Here is a 16751-nt window from a genome sequence, read left to right as displayed (position 1 = left end):
GTGGCAGCAGCAACTCGCCGAACTCCGGGGGGAGTTCGGCGATCGCCCGGCCACCGGGAGGCACCGAACCTACGGAAGCAACCGTTCGTGGTCCACACTTCCGACATGTTGTCATGGACACGAGTCGGTAAACTTTGCGACCCGCCGAGACTCTGTTGCCCTATTCGGGCTCGTTGATCAGGCCACGAGTCGGTGGGCGAGTCGGGTGAGTCGGCCGGTCCGGGGACGTCGGGGGTCTTCGGCCCAGTGGGCGTCGAGCCGGATGATGTTGATCGCAGCGGCGGAGTAGGCGTGCTGGAGGCCGGTCCTGAGCAGCCCGCGGTAGCGGGCCCGGCGCAAGTCGGTGACGTCGAGGGCTTGGTTCGGTCCCCGCGCGGCAATGGTGCTGTTGCTCGTCCTGGTCTCTTCAGCGAGGTCGAGGCTTGGTATCTTGCTCCGACTTTCGATCAGCGTTAAGGCCAGGAGACCGTCATGGGCATGCGCCAACCGACCGGGGCCGCGTTCGCCGTCACCGATTCCAACGGTGACCGCCTCTTCGTGGATGTCGTGAAGTCCGGCCGAATCAACCGGCCGGTGAAGAACTTCATCGTCGGGACCATGGCCGCACGCTGGATGGTCAACATGATCGGTCACCGGGGCGTCTTTCGAGGCGGCTGGAGCGTGCTGGTGTTCGCCTCCGATCGCAAGACCCTCGTCCACAGGGTTCGATGCCAGAGCCGCGAGCGGGCGGCCGAACTCGGTCAGGACGTTCAGGCCCGCGGGCTGACGGCCCTCGCTGCTGTGCAGATACTCGGAGCAGTAGATACTCGGAGCATCTGAGGACGTCGTCGGCCGGGCAGGGCCCGGGCCTTCGCACGGTTGCCCACTCGGTCAGCACGTTGTTCTCCACGCCGAGCAGGCCGAGCGCGGTCGCGTAGAGGCCGGGCGGGCCTCTTGCCCCGAATTGAGCAACAGCGTCCGCCGACCGGGCCTCAACCGTCGGCCGGCTCCTCCGTCCCGTGCGCGAGACGCTGCCGGGCGGTCGCGCCGCGGCGCTCGATCGGCAGGGTGCCGGTGGCGGCGCCGAGGCCGTACGGGGGCATGTCGCCGTAGATCGACTCGTACGAGCCGGGCGGGACGATGTACGTCTCGTGCCAAATGCCCACGTGCTGACGGGACTTGCGCTCGAAGCGGTTGATCATCGCCCAGGCCTTGCGGTGCAGCTTCTGCGGCGCGGAGGCGTAGGCGAGCAGCTTCTCCTCGGACTCCCAGTACTGGACCACGTAGTAGGTGCGCGGCGAGCCGCTGAGCAGTTGGTAGCCGAGCAGGCCGCTCTCCGGGTCGCGGGAGAGTTCGCGCAGCATCCGCGGCATCGCGAGGAAGACCGGGAACCAGTGGTGCGGCGCCCAGAAGTGATTGATCCGCATGCCGATCAGGAAGAGGACGACCTTCCCTTCGGCGGCTGCGGTGGTGCGGCCCGGTATCGGCTTGGCGAACACGACGACCCCCTTTCGTCGGGCCGTCCATGATTGGATAGCCCCACTCATCAATGGCTTGGATAGTGGCACTCACCGATGGAGGGCACAAGGGGATGCGCCTGGCGGATCTCAGCGAACACAGCGGCGTCTCCCTCGCCACGATCAAGTACTACCTGCGCGAGGGGCTGCTCCCGCCGGGCCGTCGGATCAACGCCACCCAGGCCGAGTACGACGAGTCGCACCTGCGCCGGCTGCGGCTGGTGCGGGCGATGATCCAGGTCGGCCGGATCCCGGTGGCCACCGTCCGGGAGGTGCTCGCCCACGTCGACGACGACTCCCTCGGCCTCACCTTCCGCCTGGGCGCGGCCCTCTGGGCCCTGCCCCACCCCACCGAGCCGTCCGCCGACCCCGAGGACGACCCGTCGACCACCGCCGCCCACACCCTCGTCGCCGACCTCCTCGCCCGCCTCGGCTGGCGCACCACCTGCGAGGTCGGCGACCTCAACCCCGCCCACCGCGCCCTGGTCGCCGCCCTCGCCACCCTCGACCGCCTCGGCTACCCCCTGGACACCGACGACCTGCTCCCCTACGCCCGCACCATGGAACAGGCCGCCGCCTACGACCTCGACCGGATGGAAGTCCTCCCCACCCCCCGCGAACAGGCCGAATACGCCGTAGCCGGCGCCGTCCTCTTCGAACCCGTCCTCCTCAACCTCCGCCGCCTCGCCCAGGCCGAGGAATCCGGCCGCCGCTACGGGCTGTAGCCGCGACAGCCGGGCCGGATTCCGCCAATCTGCCGCGAGGCCTTCGACGTTGGACCCGCACGGGCATCGTCCCAGCTCGTGGGCGACGGCCGTGAACCGGCTCCGCTCGCCGGACCGTCGTGCACCGGGCCGGGGCCGAAGATCCGCCCGGGAAGGGGCGGCGTACGCCCCCGGCGCGCGTGTCCCGTTCATGACCTTCGGGCGCTTCGAGTGCGGACAACCGCCCGCCAGAGGCCCTTCGCCGCTGCTACACCAGCGGTCAGGCCGGCGCAGCGGGCGCCCACGAACGGAAGGACCACCGTGACGAGCAGCGGCGACCGGATCTGGGTACGCGGGCACTTCCGGCGCAGGGCCGGTTCCGGTTCCGGCGGCGCGAAGCGGTGGGGGGCGGGAGCGGTGCTGGGGATCGGGGCGGTCCTGCTCTTCCTGAACAGCACCGTCGACGACACCAAGTCGCCGCAGCCCGCACCGACCGCGCCCACCGCCGCCCCGGCCGGCCGTTGACGGCCGGGCCCGACCGTCCGTCCGCTGCGGCGAATCGGGGTCGGCGATGAGTGACGACGCGGTCAAGGTCGTGCTGTGGATCCTCGCCCTGGGCGCTGCCGTGGTGGTGCTGAAGGCGGCCTGGGCGTGGGCCGCCGCGCACCTGCTGTTCCTGGGCATCGGCCTCGGCGGGATCGCCCTGCTGGTCGCGGTCGCCGTCGCCGTCACCACGGGCCTCGTCGGCCGGGTGGGTCCGTACGCCGGCCCGGGCCACGCGGTGGTGGCCGCGGAGTGGTCGGCCGGCTACACCCTCGACGACTTCGCGGGGTCCTCGCCGACCGGCTTCGAGGAGATGTGCCGGGCCCTGCTCGATCGGGACGGCTTCTCCGGCGCGCTGCGGGTCGGCGGCGCCGGCGACCTCGGGGCCGATGTGATCGCGTACGACGAGGACGGCCGGAAGGTGGTCGCCCAGTGCAAGCGCTACAGCCGGCCGGTCGGCAGCCGCGAGGTGCAGACCTTCAACGGCACCGCCCGGCCGGTCCACCGGGCGGAGGTGGCCGTCATGGTGGGCCTGTCCGGATTCACCGGCCCGGCCCGCACGTTCGCGCGGCAGCAGGGCATCCACCTGGTCGACGAGGCCGCGCTGGAGCGTTGGGGCGCCGGGGAGCACCTGTACGAGGTGCTCGGCATCGCGGCCGCCGCCGCGTGAACGTCGGCGGATGCCCGGGCCGTCCAGGACGGCGCGCTCTCCGTCGGGTCGAGGCGGGTCCGGCGTCCTGGGGGCGAGGGCGTCCGCGAGCAGCGGGAAGGCGTCCGGGGTGGAGCTGTCGAGGCTGTCGGCGACACGAGCGCCCCGAGCAGGCGTTCGCGCGGGCCGGCGGCTGCGGTGGCGGTGGCAGATCACCAGCGGCGGCACGCCCGGGTGAGCACGGATGATTGGGCGCCGCCCGGGCGGGCAGGCGCGGAGGTGGATCGGGCCGACGGCGGGAAGGGAGTCGGGACCATGGACGAGGCACCGCAGGGCGGTGCGGGCGGCGTGCCCGTGCCGGAGCGGGACCGTGGGGAGCAGCGCGCGGCGGGTGGCGGCGAGGAGCGGGTGGAGCAGCGTGAGGAGTACCGCGTCGACGGGCGGCCGCCGACCGTGACGCACGCCGGTGGGGCCGCGCCCATCGACACGCTGCGCAGGCAGCCCCGCGAGGCCCATCGCGCGGAGGGCCGTCCGCCGACCGTGACGCACGACTGGTCGGACGAGGAGGAGGCGCCCGCGCACCGCCGGCGGCGGAAGTAGCAGGTCCGGTGCGGGGGCTGTCCGCCCTTGCCCCTACGATGACCGCCATGATGACAGGGGGCCCGGGTGCCCAACTCGTGGACGGCCGTTTCGAGTTGCTGGGGCGGCTGGGCGGCGGCGGCATGGGCCTGGTGTGGCGGGCCCGGGACACCGTGCTGGAGCGCGAGGTCGCGCTGAAGGAGGTCCGGCCGCCGGACCCGGCGATGCTCGCCGCCGACCCGGCGGCGGCGTTCGAGCTGCGCGAGCGGGTGCTGCGCGAGGCCCGGGCGCTGGCCCGGCTCCAGCATCCGCACGTGGTGACCATCCACCACATCGTCGACACCCCCGAACTCCCGCACCCTTGGCTGGTGATGGAGCTGGTGGCCGGCGGGTCGCTGCAGGACCGGCTGGCCCGCGGGCCGCTCTCCCCGCAGGAGGCGGCCCGGATCGGCCGCGGCGTCCTCTCCGCCCTGCGGGCCGCGCACGCCGCCGGCATCCAGCACCGGGACGTCAAGCCCGCCAACGTCCTGCTGCGCGCCGACGGCACTCCGGTGCTCACCGACTTCGGCATCGCCGCGCTCAGCGAGTCCACCAGCCTGACGGCGACCGGCGCGCTGATCGGCTCGCCCGAGTTCATCGCCCCCGAGCGGATCCGCGGCCACGAGGGCGACCCGTCCTCCGACCTGTGGTCGCTCGGCATGACGCTGTACGTCGCCGTCGAGGGCCACCACCCGCTGCGCCGCGCCACCAGCATCGCCACCCTGGCCGCCGTCCTCGACGAGCCGCTCCCGCCGCCGCGGCACTCCGGCCCGCTCGGCGCCACCCTCGTCGCGCTGCTCTCCCGCGACCCGGCCGACCGCCCCGGCCCCGACCAGCTGGACCGCCTGTTCGCGGCGGCCGAGCAGAACGTCGACGGCACCCTCGGCGGCGGGACGTTCGCGCCGACCCAGCTGAACTCCCCCGCGCCCTGGACCGCCACCGAACTGAACGCCACCACCGCGCAGTTGACCGCCCGTCGGCGACGCCGGGGCCCGCTGCTGGCCTCGGCGGTGGCCGTCGTCGCGGCGGTCGGCCTGCTCGGCTGGTCGCTCAACGGCGGCGGGCTGCACCTCCCCGGCCGCAACCGCGCCGCCGACTCCGCCCCGCAGACCCTCCCCAACGCCGGGGCCGGGGCCACGGCCGGTGCCGGAGCCACGGCCGGTGCCGGGGGCGACGGCGTCACCGCCACCGATCTGCTCACCCCCGACGGGGCCCGCGGCCTGGTCGAGGCGATCGGCTCGGCCACCGACGGCGCGACCGTCACCCAACTGGTGATCCGCTCCGAGTTCGCCACCGCCCGGGTCGTGACCAAGGACAACCCCAAGCACTACGACGACCTCACCTACCGCTCCGGCAGGATCACCAGCAAGCCCGGCGGCACCCTCGCCGCCAAGGAGAAGCCGGTGGACCTCGGCCGGGTCGACTGGACCCTGATCCCGGCCGGCCTGGCCAAGGCCCGGACCGAGCTGGGGGTCTCCGCCCCCAAGTCCCCCTACCTGATCGTGGACTACGGCTGGTTCGCCGACGAGATCACCCTGCGCTACTACCTCTCCGACGACTACGGTGGCGGCGGCTACCTCAGCACCGGCGCCACCGGCAAGGTCCTCAAGGTCGCCAAGTCCGGCTGACGCCGCCGCACTTCCCGGTCAGTCCCCGATGAACCACAGGTGGCTGCCCGGCGTCGTCGCGCACGCTTCGAGCATCGCGGCGAGGTCGAGCAGCGCCGACCTCTGGTACTCGGTGGGGCAGCGCTCGATCAGCGCCACGATCTGCCGGCCGGCCAGTTCGGCCTCCTGCTCGTTGATCACCGTGTCCCGGTACGGGTCCACCCGCCCGAGCACCCCCGAGTTGTGCGGATCGAGCCCGCCCAACGCCGACGCCAGCCCTTCGCCGTACTCGTACGACGAACGCAGCACCGTGTCCTGGGCGCCCTTCTTCCGCCGGGGCCGCCCCGAGTGCAGTTCCAGCCCTATTCCCACGGCCCCTCCAGCGTTCTCTGCCGAACCGGTGTCGGCGACCGCAGTAGTCGATCACGGCCCGGCCGTGCGGTGCGAGCCCGGCTCCGTCGGGGTCCGGCGGGCGGTGAGGATCGCATGGGTGGCGAGGCCGAACAGCAGGCCCCAGAAGGCGGAGCCGATGCCGAGCAGGGTGGCGCCGGAGGCGGCGGCGAGCAGGGTCACCACGGCGGCGTCGCGGCCGGGTTCGGGGGCGAGGGCGGCAGCGAGGCTGTTCTGCAGGGAGGCGAGCAGGGCGACGCCGGCGATCACCGCGACCAACTCCTTGGGCAGGCCGGTGAACAGGCCGACCAGCACGCCGCCGAAGCTGCCGACCAGGACGTACAGCGCGCCCGAGGACATGCCCGCGATGTAGCGGCGGCGGGGATCGGGATGGGCCTCCGGGCCGGAGCAGATCGCGGCGGTGATGGCGGCCAGGTTGACGCCGGGCGAGCCGAACGGGGCGAGCAGGACGGAGGCCGCGCCGGTGGCGCCGATCAGCAGCCGGTCGTCGGGCCGGTAGCCGAAGGCCCGCATCACGCCGAGCCCCGGCGCGTTCTGCGAGGCGAGAGTGACGATGGTGAGCGGCAGCGCCAGACCGACCAGCGCCGACCAGGAGAACGCCGGAACGGTCAGCACCGGCACGGTCGGACCGCCGACGCCGGGGTGCAGCCGCAGCCCGACCGTCGTCGCGGCGAGCACCCCGCCCACGACCAGGGCGATCACCACTGCGTAGCGCGGCGCAAGGCGCTTGGCGAGCAGGAACACCGCGAAGCTCCCGACCACCAGCACGGGTGCGCCGTGCACGGCGCCGAAGATGCCGGTGCCGAACGAGAACAGGATGCCGGCCAGCATGGCATGGACGATCCCTTCGGGAACGGCGGCGATCAGCCGGCCGAACCACCCGGTGACACCGAACAGCGTGACGGCGACGGCGCTGACCAGGTACGCCCCGACGGCCTCCTGGTACGGGTAGTGGCCGAGGCTGGTGACCAGCAGCGCCGCACCGGGCGTGGACCAGGCGGTGACCACGGGCGTACGGGTCCACCAGCTCAACCCGAACCCCGTCGCCCCACTGCCGATCGCCACCGCCCAGATCCAGGACGCGGTGTGCCCGGCGTCCAACCGCCCGGCAGCGGCCGCCGCGAGCACCACCACCAGCGGCCCCGAGAACGACACCGCAACACACACCAGCCCGGCCAGCAGCGCGGGCCCGGACACATCCCGCCACAGCCTCCGGCGCGACGGGTCCTCCGCCCCAGGGATAGCCGGTCGGACCGTCAGATCGTCTGTCATTCGGGCAGTATCCCGAGGCTCCGGAGACGAGATGACGCCGGGTCAGCCAACCGACCCCACCGGACACACCGGCGACCGCCACTGCTCACCCCGCGGCACCCGCCCCATCCCGCCGCCGCCGGGCACGCCCAAGCCACCAACCCCTGAACCCCGAGCACCGGCCGCTTCGCGTCGCGACGACCGCTCCCGCAGCAGCGCCACCGCCCGACTGCCCGCCTCGCGTCCCGGCCCCGGGCTTCCAGCCCACTCCAGTCCACCCTCGCCATCAAGCAAATATCCATCACCCCACACCAGCTTGCCTAAGGTGCTTAGGAAACTGCATGATGAGCATAGGCGAACGAGGAGAGGCCATGGCAGCCGAAACTGAACCGACGAGCTCCGCGCAGGACTTGATCACCACCCCCGTCACCGCGCAGCTGCTGCGCGGTCACCTCGATCTGGAGGTGACGGCGCACGGGCTGCTGCCGCACCGGCTGCCGGCTGCGGCTCGGCGACAGGTGCCGGATCGGCAGCTGGCTGTCGCGGAGGCGCAGCCGTCGGGGGTGCGGGTGGTGTTCCGGACGTCGGCGACCCGGATCGAGTTGGACGCGTTGCCGACCAGGCGGGCCTACCGGGGGTTTCCGCCGCCCGCCGACGGGGTGTACGACCTGCTGGTGGACGGGCGGTTGACGGCGCAGGCGACGGTGGCGGGCGGCAACCTGCGGACCGTGACGGATCTGGTGACGCAGGAGGCCGAGTTGACCGAGGGGCCGGTCGGCACCGCCCGGTTCGACGGGCTGCCGGGCCGGGCCAAGGACGTGGAGATCTGGCTGCCGCACACCGAGGTGACCGAGTTGGTGGCGCTGCGCACCGACGCGCCGGTGGAGCCGCTGCCGGAGCGCGGGCGCCCGGTCTGGCTGCATCACGGCAGTTCGATCAGCCACGGCTCCAACGCCGCCCACCCGACCGGGACCTGGCCGGCCGTCGCGGCGGCGCGCGGCGGCGCGGAGCTGGTCAATCTGGGGTTCGGCGGCGGCGCGCTGCTCGACCCGTTCACCGCCCGCACGATCCGTGCCGCCCGGGCGGACCTGATCAGTGTGAAGATCGGCATCAACCTGGTGAACAGCGACGCGATGCGGCTGCGCGCGTTCGGGCCGGCGGTGCACGGTTTCCTGGACACCGTGCGCGAGGGCCATCCGCACACGCCGCTGCTGGTGGTCTCCCCCGTCCTGTGCCCGCTGCACGAGGACACCCCGGGCCCGCTGATGCCGGACTTCTCGAACGGCGAGCTGCGGTTCAGGGCCACCGGCGACCCAGCCGAGCGCGCCGCCGGCCGGCTGACGCTGACCGTGATCCGGGACGAGCTGGCCCGGATCGTCGGGCTGCGGGCCATGGCCGACCCGTACCTGCACTACCTGGACGGCCGCGAGCTGTACGGCGAGCGCGAGTACGCCGAACTCCCGCTGCCGGACGGGCTCCACCCGGACGCGGCCGCCCACCGCCGGATCGGCGAGCACTTCGCCCGGCTCGCCTTCGGCCCGAACGCGCCGTTCGGCAGAGGCTGACGGCGCGTCAGGCCGCTGCGGCCCATTCGAAGCCGTCGAGGTCGGTGAACGCCGCCGTGCCGACGGCGTTCACGGTGAGCCGGTGCGAGCCGCTGCCGTCGGGGGCGACGCCGAGGTCCTTGGCGAGGGCGCGGCGGCGGTAGAGGGCGAGCTTGACGGGGCCGTCCCCGGCGTCGAACTCGGCGTAGGTGCGGCCGAAGCTCTTGGCGACGGTGAGGCCGTGTTCGACGTAGAAGCGCTTGGTGGCGGCGAAGTCGGCGACGCCGAGCAGCAGCACGAAGTCGTCGATGCGGCGGGTGGCGGGGCCGGTGTCCTTCTTGGCGGAGGTGGCGAGCTTCCAGATCGCGCCGTCGGGGGCCTGGACGACGCCGCCGTAGCCCCACAGCGACTTGGCGGCGGGCTTGATCACGGTCGCGCCGGCGGCCGTGGCGGAGGCGACGAAGCTGTCGACGTCGGCGGGCCGGGGCACGGTGAGGGCGAGGGTGAAGCCGCGGAAGCCGGTGGTCGGCTCCGTCGCGGGGCGCAGGCGCAGCCGGGTCTCGTCGAGGTCGAACGCGTCGGCGTAGAAGCGGGCGGCGGCCTCGGGGTCGGCCACGTCGAGGGTCAGGGTGTCGATGATTGCCATGCCTCGACGGTAGGCGCGGCGGCCGGCCGGGGGCTTCTCGATTCCTGACCGTTCGAACGCCGCGCCCGCGCGGGTCTCAGGTCCGGCTGGGCGTGATCAGGCCCGATTCGTAGGCGGCGATGACGGCCTGCGCGCGGTCGCGGACGTCGAGCTTGGCGAACAGGCCGGTGATGTGGTTCTTCACTGTGGACGGGCTGATCTGCATGGCGTCGGCGATGGCGGTGTTGTCGAGGCCGGTGGCCATCAGCCGCCAGACTTCGCGTTCGCGCGGGGTGAGGTCGGTGGCGGCGGGGACGTCGGCGGTCGTCGGCGCGGGGCGCGGGGCCCGGACGTGGGTGGCGATCAGGCGGGTGAGCAGGCGGGGCGCGACCACGGCGTCGCCGGCGTGCACGGTGCGGATGCCGGCGGCGAGTTCCTCCGGGGAGACGTCCTTGGGCAGGAAGCCGTGGGCGCCGGCCCGCAGCGCGGAGACCACGTACTCGTCCAGGTCGAAGGTGGAGAGGGCGAGCACCCGGCAGTCGGGGAGGGTGCGGGCGAGTTGTTCGGTGGCGGCGACGCCGTCGAGGACGGGCATCCGCAGGTCCATCACCACCACGTCGGGGCGCAGGCGGTGGGCGAGGTCGACGGCCTGTTCGCCGTTCTCGGCCTCGCCGACCACCTCGAAGGACGGGTTCGGGGCGAGGATCAGCGTCAGTCCGCGGCGGACCAGGGGCTGGTCGTCGACGACCAGGACGCGGATCGCGGGGGCGGCGGCGTTCATGCGGACACCTCTCCGTGCTGGAGCTCGGCCTCGGCCGTCTCGTCGGCGGTCAGGGGGAGTTCGGCGAGCACGGCGAAACCGCCGTCGGGGTGCGGGCCGCAGTTCAGGGCGCCGCCGTGCAGGGAGACGCGTTCGCGCATGCCGATCAGGCCGTGGCCGCCGCTCTCCCCCGCGCTGCCGCCGCCCGTACCGCCGCCGGCGCCGTCGTCGCGGACCGACACCAGGACGGCGTCCGGGCGGTACGTCAGGCGGACGGTGGCGCGGGCGGCGGGGCCGGCGTACTTGCGGGCGTTGGTCAGCGCCTCCTGGACGATCCGGTAGACCGTCAGACCGAGGGTGGGCGGCAGCCGGCGCGGGGCGCCGTGGACGGCCAGCTCGGTGGGCAGGCCGGCCAGCCGGGAGTCGTCGACCAGCCGGGCCAGGTCGTCGGCGCCGGGCTGCGGGGCCGGCGGGACGGCGTCCGGTTCGTCGCCGGCCCGCAGCACGTCCAGCAGTTGGCGCATCTCGCGCAGCGCGAGCCGGCCGGAGGACTCCAGGGTGACCAGGGCGTCCCGGACCACCTCGGGGTCGGCGAGGTTGGCGCGGGCGCCGCCGGCCATCAGCTGCATGGTGGTGATGTGGTGGGCCACGATGTCGTGCAACTCCCGGGCGATGCGCCGCCGTTCGTCCGCGACCGCGCGGTCCGCCAGCAGTCGGCGGTTGGCGGCCACCTCGCGCTGCCAGCGGGCGACCACCAGGGCCGCGCCCGCCACCAGCAGCGCGGAGGCCGGCGCGGCGATCACGGCGTCCCAGGTGGGGGTCCGGAAGTGGCTCTGGGTCACCACCGTCAGCGCCGAGGTGACGACGACGGCCGCGGCGGTCACCCGGATCCGGCTCTGCCGGGCGAGGCTGAACAGCGCCACCATCAGGACCGCGCCGAAGTGGATGGCGACCGGCCCGGCCAGGTTGACGCCCACCTGGAGCACCAGGACGGCGGCGTACGTCGGCAGCGGATGGGTGCGCCGGAACAGCAGCGGCAGCCCGGAGAGCAGGGCGAGCAGGAAGCCGGGCACGTTGGAGCCGCCGGTGACCGCCGTGGACAGCAGGTAGCCGATCAGGTCCAGCAGGCCGGCGCCGACGGCCACCATGGCGTCGTTCCGGCTCCACGGCAGGCCGTCCGGCCGGCGGCGCAGCTGCCCGCCCGTGTCCCCGTCTCCCCGGTGCCCGCGCATGTCCCGTCTCCCCGTCGCCGGGTCGCCCCCGGGTCGCTGATCAGCAGTGATGCGGCCATTCTCGCACCGCGCCGACGGGCCGGTCGTGGCCCCCCGGGGCCATCGGGCCCTGGGAGCAGGGTCCTGGGTCCGGGCGGGCGGCGGGAGCCGGGCCCCCGGTGCGGATCGTCCGCCGCCCCGACGCCCCGGGCCCCTGCCGCCTGATGAGCTGTGAACAGGCCGGGAAGTCCCGGCATCGGCACCGACGTTCATGTCCACCGGGGACGTGCGCGTCCATCAACGGGAGGGTTTCGTGATCCGCGCACTGACCGGATTCGCCACCAGGAACGCCTGGAAGGTCATCGCCCTGTGGGCGGTCGTCGGGATCGGGCTGACGTTCCTCAGCCCGATGCTGTTCTCCCGGGTCGTCCAGTCGCAGACCGGGGACTTCCTGCCCCGCAGCTACGACTCGGCGGCCGCGCTGCGGATCGCCGAGGACCACTTCGGCCTCGACCCGGACGCCACCGTCGTCACCGTGCTGGTCGCCCGCACCGACGGCCGGGCGCTCACCGACGGCGACCAGCAGCGGATCGAGGCCGGGGCGGCCCGGCTCGGCGAGCGGCGCGTCGCCATGCCGAGACTGCCCGACGAGCCGTCCTTCCTGCTGCCCGACCACTCGCAGACCCCGCGGGTCGCCCCGGCGATGCTCGCCCCCGACCGCAGCTTCGAGCTGCTCTCCGTCGCCATGACCGGCGACACCGGCGACCAGGGCGTGCAGAAGGTCTACAAGGCCTTCCGGGACAGCGCCCGCGCCGAGTTCGCCGGGGCCGGGATGCGCACCGGGTTCACCGGCGGCCTCGCCGACGCCAGTGACAGCGCGGACGCGAACCGGACGGCCGCGACCGTCGGCGGTGCGCTGCTCATGGGCCTGATCGTGCTGCTCAACGTGCTGGTGTTCCGCAGCGTGCTGGCGGCGTTGCTGCCGCTGCTCGCCGTCGCGATCATCGGCGGCGCGGCCGGCGGGGCGGTGGCCGGGATGGCGGCGCTGACCGGGCTGAAGCTGGCCCCGTCGACCCAGAGCCTGATCTCGGTGGTGCTGCTCGGCATCGGCGTCGACTACTTGCTGTTCCTGCTGTTCCGGTTCCGCGAGCAGCTGCGGGCCCGGCCCGACCAGCCCGCCCGGGAGGCCGCCGCCGAGGTCGCGGGCCGGGTCGGCACCGCGATCACCTCCGCCGCGCTGACCATCGTCGCGGCGTTCGCCACCCTGGGCGTGGCGAGCTTCGGCCAGTTCCGCTCGCTCGGCCCGGCCGTCGCGGTCGCCGTGCTGGTCATGCTGCTCGGCAGCCTCACCCTGATGCCCGCGCTGCTCGCGGCCTGCGGCCGGGGGATGTTCTGGCCGTCCCGCGCCCTGCGCCGGCAGCCGCGGGAGGGCGTCGCGGGCCGGTACGGCGAGCTGGTCGCCCGGCGGCCGGTGGCCCTGCTGATGACGGCCGTCGTGCTGCTCGGGGTGCTGACCGCCGGCGTCGCGGGCATCCGGATGAACTACGGCCAGAGCGGGGGCACTTCCGACACCCCGGCGGCCGCCACCGCGGCGGAGATCGCCCGGGCGCTGCCGGCGGGCGTCTCCGACCCGACCACGGTGTACCTCACGGCGAAGGACGGCGGGGCCGTCAAGGTCGAGCAGTTCGACGCGCTCGCCCGGGAGTTGGGACGGGTGGACGGCATCGGCCAGGTCGGCCGGCCCGCGCTGAGCCCCGACGGCCGGGCCGCCCGGATCGACCTGTACCCGACCGCCGACGCGCAGAGCAAGCAGGCCCGCGACCTGGTCGCCGGCCCCGTCCGCGCCGCCGTCGCCGCGCACACCCCCGCCGGGACGAGCGCCCATGTCGGCGGCACGGCGGCGATCTTCGCGGACATCTCCACCGCCGTCGACCACGACCTGGCGCTGGTCTTCCCGGTCGCGGCCGGACTGATCGCCCTGATCCTGCTGCTGCTCCTGCGCAGCCTGCTGGCCCCGCTGGTGCTGATGCTCGCCGTCGGCGCGGGCTTCGCGGCCACGCTGGGCGCGGCGACGCTGGTCTTCCAGCACCTGCGGAACGGACCCGGCGTCGACTTCACCCTGCCGCTGGTGCTGTTCCTGTTCGTGGTGGCGCTCGGCACCGACTACAACATCCTGATCACCGACCGGATCCGCGAGGAGATGCACCGCCCCGGCCCGGCCCGCGCCGCCGTGGCCCGCGCCGTCCGCCACACCACCCCGACCATCGCCACCGCCGGCCTGGTGCTGGCCGGGTCCTTCGCCACCCTGGCCGCGACGCCCGGCACCGAACAGACCGCCTTCGCCCTCACGCTCGGCATCCTGCTCTCCGCCGGCGTCCTCTCGCTGGCCCTGGTCCCGGCCGTCGCCGCCCTCCTCGGCCGCGCGCTCTGGTGGCCGCTGCGCACTGCGGACGCGCCGCGGGGGAACCGGTCGGATGCGCCGCACGTCCCATCCGCGGTCCGTCAACACCTCTGAGAGGACAACGAGTTGAACCGCCGTACCGCCGTCGCCCTGCCGCTCGCCGCAGGAGCGTTCGCCCTGCTCACCGCCTGTGGCTCCGCCACCACCGGCACGCCCGCCGTCGCGGTGGCGGCCCTGCCCTCCGCGTCCGCGCCCTCGGCCGGCACCACGCCGTCGATCGCCGTCGCGGTGACCGACACGGCCTCGGCCCTCGGCGAGCAGGGGCGCGGCGAGTTCGGCGACACCTACGGGAGCCTGTCGGTCGACGCCCGCCACGTGGTGCTGTACGCCACCGACCCGGTCCGCGCCAGGAGCATGGTCGAGGCCGCGCACCGGGCCCACCCGGACACCGCCGGGGTGGACGTCGAGATCCGGGCCTGCCAGTACACCGCGAGGGACCAGTCCTGGGCCTCCGCCCAGGTGTTCGCCGCCCAGCAGCGGAAGCCGTTCTCCTTCCCGGTCTTCGCGTCCGGGTCCTCCCCGGACGGCACCGGCATCGTGGTCACCACCTCCGAGGAGGGCGCGAAGTCGCAGGCCTTCGTGCGGGAGGTCCAGCAGGCGGCCGGTTCCGTGCCCGTCCGGGTGAACGCCGGCAGCCAGGCCTCCGCCGCCGATCCGACCGCGCTTGCGCCGGTGGCGTCCGGCTGACCGCGCGGAAACCCCTCGGAGCGGGTCGCTCCGAGGGGTTTCCGCACGCCCGGGGTCAGGCGCTCGGCGCGGCCCGTTCGGCGGTGCTGCGCAGCACGCAGAACTCGTTGCCCTCGGGGTCGGCGAGAACGGCCCAGCCGGTGCCGTCGGGGTGGCGCCGGTCGGCGACGAAGGCGGCGCCGAGGGCCAGCAGCCGCTCGACCTCCCCGTCGCGCGGGGTCTCGGGGCGCAGGCACAGGTGGACCCGGTTCTTGACCGTCTTCGGCTCGGGCACCTGGTTGAAGTACAGCACCAGCCCGCCGCCCAGCTCGACCTGCGTCTCCCCGTCCCCCGGCTTCGCCGCCGGGTCGACCGGGCGCCCGGTCACCTCGCCCCAGAACCGGGCCAGTTCGTACGCGTCGGCGCAGTCGATCGCCACGTTCTGCACTACCGAGACCATGCGGGCGAGTCTCCCCGAATCCCCGGCCGGACGCCAACCCGGCGAGGCGGGCGGACCGTCCGGCCGGGCCGGTCACCGGGACGGGCCGTCAGACGGTGTCCTTGACCTTGATCTGGCCGCTGTCGATGACGAAGTCCTGGTTCCCGAATCCCGGGCTGAGGCACTGCCAGATCTTCGCCCGGTCGCCGTTGTTGCGGGAACCGCCCACGTCCAGGCACATCTCCCGGCCGGATCCGATGGTGTCCTTCACCTTGATCTGCCCCCGGTCGACCACGAAGCCCTGGTTCCCGAAACCCGGACTCAGACACTGCCAGATCTTCAGCCGGTCGCCGTTGTCGCGGGAACCGCCCACGTCCAGGCACATCTCCCGGCCGGATCCGATGGTGTCCTTCACCTTGATCTGCCCCCGGTCGACCACGAAGCCCTGGTTCCCGAAACCCGGACTCAGACACTGCCAGATCTTCGCCCAGTCCCCGTTGTCGCGGGAACCGCCCACGTCCAGGCACATCGTGCTGCCGCCCGCGCGCGGCGAGCCGACGGCGGTCGCGGGCGCGGCCAGGGCGAGCAGGCCGGCGACGGCCAGGGCCGTGAACGCGGTGGTGGAACGGGACATGACGTACCTCCGTGGGTGCACCGACGAATGCGGGAGGGCGCGGTCGCCGCGCCTGCCCGCCGGTGTCGGCAAGGCTGGCAGCGGACGGCCGTGACACGCCCGGGTACGAACCAGCAGCCATCCGATGGAGTGTCATCCGGTTTGAAATCCGTTCGGCGCCACATCGTTGACTGCTCGTCAGGCGCACAGCCGGGCGAGTTCGGCGTCGAGATCCGCGCCCGCCGGCTCCGCCCCGGACGGGACCAGGGCGAAGGAGTCGCGCAGGAACCCGGCGACGGCCTCGTCGGGGATCCGGACGACGGCCCGGCCGGTGCACCCGCACAGGGTGACGTGCACGGTGGCGCCGGGGCCGGGGGCGACGGTGACGTCACCCCCGCCGGCGGGGGCGCGGCGTCCTTCGTCGAGCAGTGCCCGGGCGAACCACCACTCGACGGGATCGTCGTCGGGGTGCAGGGGCGGGAAGAACAGGCTGACGGCGTACGGGTCGGCGGAGTCGTACCGCAGCCGGGCTTCGATGGCGGTCTGCGGGTAGGGGCTGAGCGGCAGGGTGACGCGGGTGGTCCGGGCAGCGGTCACGGCCATGCGGGGCGGGCTCCTTCAACGCTCGGCGACGCTTCGTCGGTGGTCGCCGACGGCTACCCCGCCCCGCCCGCTCCACCGCTTCGCACCCCGAATCTTCACAACCCCGGGCCCGCCGGCTGCTGCTCCAGGTAGTCCTCGTACACCGCGACCTTGTACCGGACGATGTCCAACGAGCGCTGAAGCTCGGCGAGTTGTCCCAGCACCCGGGCCTCGTGGGCGCGCAGCAGGGCGAGGCGGTCGGGTTCGGTGCCGGCGCCGGCGCGGACGAGTTCGGTGTAGCGGCGGATGTCGGGGATGGGCATGCCGGAGGCGCGCAGCACGATGCACAGGTTGAGCCACTCGACGTCGCTCTCGCTGTAGCGGCGGCCGCCGCCGGAGGTGCGTCGCACGGGCGCGGCGAGGATGCCCTCGCGTTCGTAGAAGCGCAGGGCGTGCACGCTCAGGCCGGTGCGTTCGGCGACCTGGCCGATGGTCAGGGACGCGGCCGGGGCGGGCGGGGTTTCCATCGGATCAGCATAGGAGAGTTGATCTAGAGCCCACTCCAGCTCCT

Annotated in this window: 19 protein-coding genes; 9 read left to right on the top strand and 10 right to left on the bottom strand. The window is 73.8% G+C overall.

The genetic code is table 11. From position 1 onward, the window contains the following. Positions 1-471 precede the first annotated feature (471 nt). Positions 472-819, top strand: coding sequence for a hypothetical protein (locus CG736_RS13850; RefSeq protein ID WP_100586510.1), 348 nt, complete (start codon positions 472-474; stop codon positions 817-819). A gap of 152 nt (positions 820-971) precedes the next feature. On the opposite strand, the gene CG736_RS13845 is transcribed toward CG736_RS13850, so the two are convergent. Beyond that, positions 972-1478, bottom strand: a complete 507-nt coding sequence (locus tag CG736_RS13845; protein WP_100586509.1) for a DUF4188 domain-containing protein — start codon at positions 1476-1478, stop codon at positions 972-974. Positions 1479-1570: 92 nt separating this feature from the next. Here CG736_RS13845 and CG736_RS13840 point away from each other — a divergent pair, with 92 nt between their 5' ends. The 5 genes from CG736_RS13840 (at position 1571) to CG736_RS13820 (ending at position 5638) form a co-directional block, all read left to right on the top strand. Then, entirely contained in the window at positions 1571-2221 is a 651-nt protein-coding gene (locus tag CG736_RS13840) for a MerR family transcriptional regulator (RefSeq protein ID WP_100586508.1), read from the top strand. Between the two features lie 300 nt (positions 2222-2521). Then, positions 2522-2725 (top strand): hypothetical protein, encoded by a 204-nt coding sequence (locus CG736_RS13835; RefSeq protein ID WP_100586507.1) that lies wholly within the window; start codon positions 2522-2524, stop codon positions 2723-2725. Positions 2726-2771: 46 nt separating this feature from the next. After that, a complete protein-coding gene (locus CG736_RS37680; RefSeq protein ID WP_232733983.1) occupies positions 2772-3413 on the top strand; it encodes a restriction endonuclease in 642 nt (213 codons plus the stop codon). Positions 3414-3707: 294 nt separating this feature from the next. Then, complete coding sequence (locus CG736_RS13825) at positions 3708-3992, top strand: hypothetical protein (protein WP_100586506.1); 285 nt, start codon at positions 3708-3710, stop codon at positions 3990-3992. Positions 3993-4039: 47 nt separating this feature from the next. Continuing rightward, on the top strand, positions 4040-5638 hold the full coding sequence (locus CG736_RS13820) for a serine/threonine-protein kinase (RefSeq protein WP_100586719.1): 1599 nt from the start codon (positions 4040-4042) through the stop codon (positions 5636-5638). An 18-nt stretch (positions 5639-5656) separates the two neighbouring features. Here the strand turns inward: CG736_RS13820 and CG736_RS13815 are convergent, their stop codons facing one another. Together CG736_RS13815 and CG736_RS13810 are read right to left on the bottom strand one after the other, a co-directional pair. Beyond that, positions 5657-5989, bottom strand: a complete 333-nt coding sequence (locus CG736_RS13815; RefSeq protein WP_100586505.1) for a hypothetical protein — start codon at positions 5987-5989, stop codon at positions 5657-5659. A 51-nt stretch (positions 5990-6040) separates the two neighbouring features. Beyond that, positions 6041-7300: a benzoate/H(+) symporter BenE family transporter gene (locus CG736_RS13810; RefSeq protein ID WP_100586504.1), complete on the bottom strand. Its 1260-nt coding sequence runs from the start codon at positions 7298-7300 to the stop codon at positions 6041-6043. A 350-nt stretch (positions 7301-7650) separates the two neighbouring features. On the opposite strand from CG736_RS13810, the gene CG736_RS13805 reads away from it, so the two are divergent. Continuing rightward, entirely contained in the window at positions 7651-8844 is a 1194-nt protein-coding gene (locus CG736_RS13805) for a GDSL-type esterase/lipase family protein (protein WP_100586503.1), read from the top strand. A 7-nt stretch (positions 8845-8851) separates the two neighbouring features. On the opposite strand, the gene CG736_RS13800 is transcribed toward CG736_RS13805, so the two are convergent. The 3 genes from CG736_RS13800 to CG736_RS13790 form a co-directional block, all read right to left on the bottom strand. Continuing rightward, on the bottom strand, positions 8852-9469 hold the full coding sequence (locus CG736_RS13800) for a VOC family protein (RefSeq protein ID WP_100586502.1): 618 nt from the start codon (positions 9467-9469) through the stop codon (positions 8852-8854). Between the two features lie 76 nt (positions 9470-9545). Beyond that, complete coding sequence (locus tag CG736_RS13795) at positions 9546-10229, bottom strand: response regulator transcription factor (RefSeq protein WP_100586501.1); 684 nt, start codon at positions 10227-10229, stop codon at positions 9546-9548. Continuing rightward, positions 10226-11440: a sensor histidine kinase gene (locus CG736_RS13790; protein ID WP_100586500.1), complete on the bottom strand. Its 1215-nt coding sequence runs from the start codon at positions 11438-11440 to the stop codon at positions 10226-10228. The genes CG736_RS13795 and CG736_RS13790 overlap by 4 nt, the downstream gene beginning before the upstream one ends. Positions 11441-11732: 292 nt before the next feature. Here CG736_RS13790 and CG736_RS13785 point away from each other — a divergent pair, with 292 nt between their 5' ends. Beyond that, positions 11733-13934, top strand: coding sequence for an MMPL family transporter (locus CG736_RS13785; RefSeq protein ID WP_100586499.1), 2202 nt, complete (start codon positions 11733-11735; stop codon positions 13932-13934). Between the two features lie 12 nt (positions 13935-13946). Beyond that, entirely contained in the window at positions 13947-14567 is a 621-nt protein-coding gene (locus CG736_RS13780) for a hypothetical protein (RefSeq protein ID WP_100586498.1), read from the top strand. Between the two features lie 55 nt (positions 14568-14622). Here the strand turns inward: CG736_RS13780 and CG736_RS13775 are convergent, their stop codons facing one another. The 4 genes from CG736_RS13775 to CG736_RS13760 all read right to left on the bottom strand — a co-directional run bounded on the left by CG736_RS13775 (position 14623) and on the right by CG736_RS13760 (position 16707). Beyond that, entirely contained in the window at positions 14623-15006 is a 384-nt protein-coding gene (locus CG736_RS13775) for a VOC family protein (RefSeq protein WP_100586497.1), read from the bottom strand. 88 nt (positions 15007-15094) lie between these two features. After that, entirely contained in the window at positions 15095-15619 is a 525-nt protein-coding gene (locus tag CG736_RS13770) for a ricin-type beta-trefoil lectin domain protein (RefSeq protein WP_100586496.1), read from the bottom strand. Between the two features lie 177 nt (positions 15620-15796). After that, positions 15797-16201: an SsgA family sporulation/cell division regulator gene (locus tag CG736_RS13765; RefSeq protein WP_100586495.1), complete on the bottom strand. Its 405-nt coding sequence runs from the start codon at positions 16199-16201 to the stop codon at positions 15797-15799. 95 nt (positions 16202-16296) lie between these two features. Continuing rightward, positions 16297-16707, bottom strand: a complete 411-nt coding sequence (locus CG736_RS13760; protein ID WP_100586494.1) for a MerR family transcriptional regulator — start codon at positions 16705-16707, stop codon at positions 16297-16299. Positions 16708-16751: the final 44 nt, after the last annotated feature.

Origin of the sequence: Kitasatospora sp. CB02891 (assembly GCF_002803145.1) — a bacterium.
GTDB lineage: Bacteria > Actinomycetota > Actinomycetes > Streptomycetales > Streptomycetaceae > Kitasatospora > Kitasatospora griseola.
This window is presented reverse-complemented; position numbering and strand designations above follow the sequence as displayed.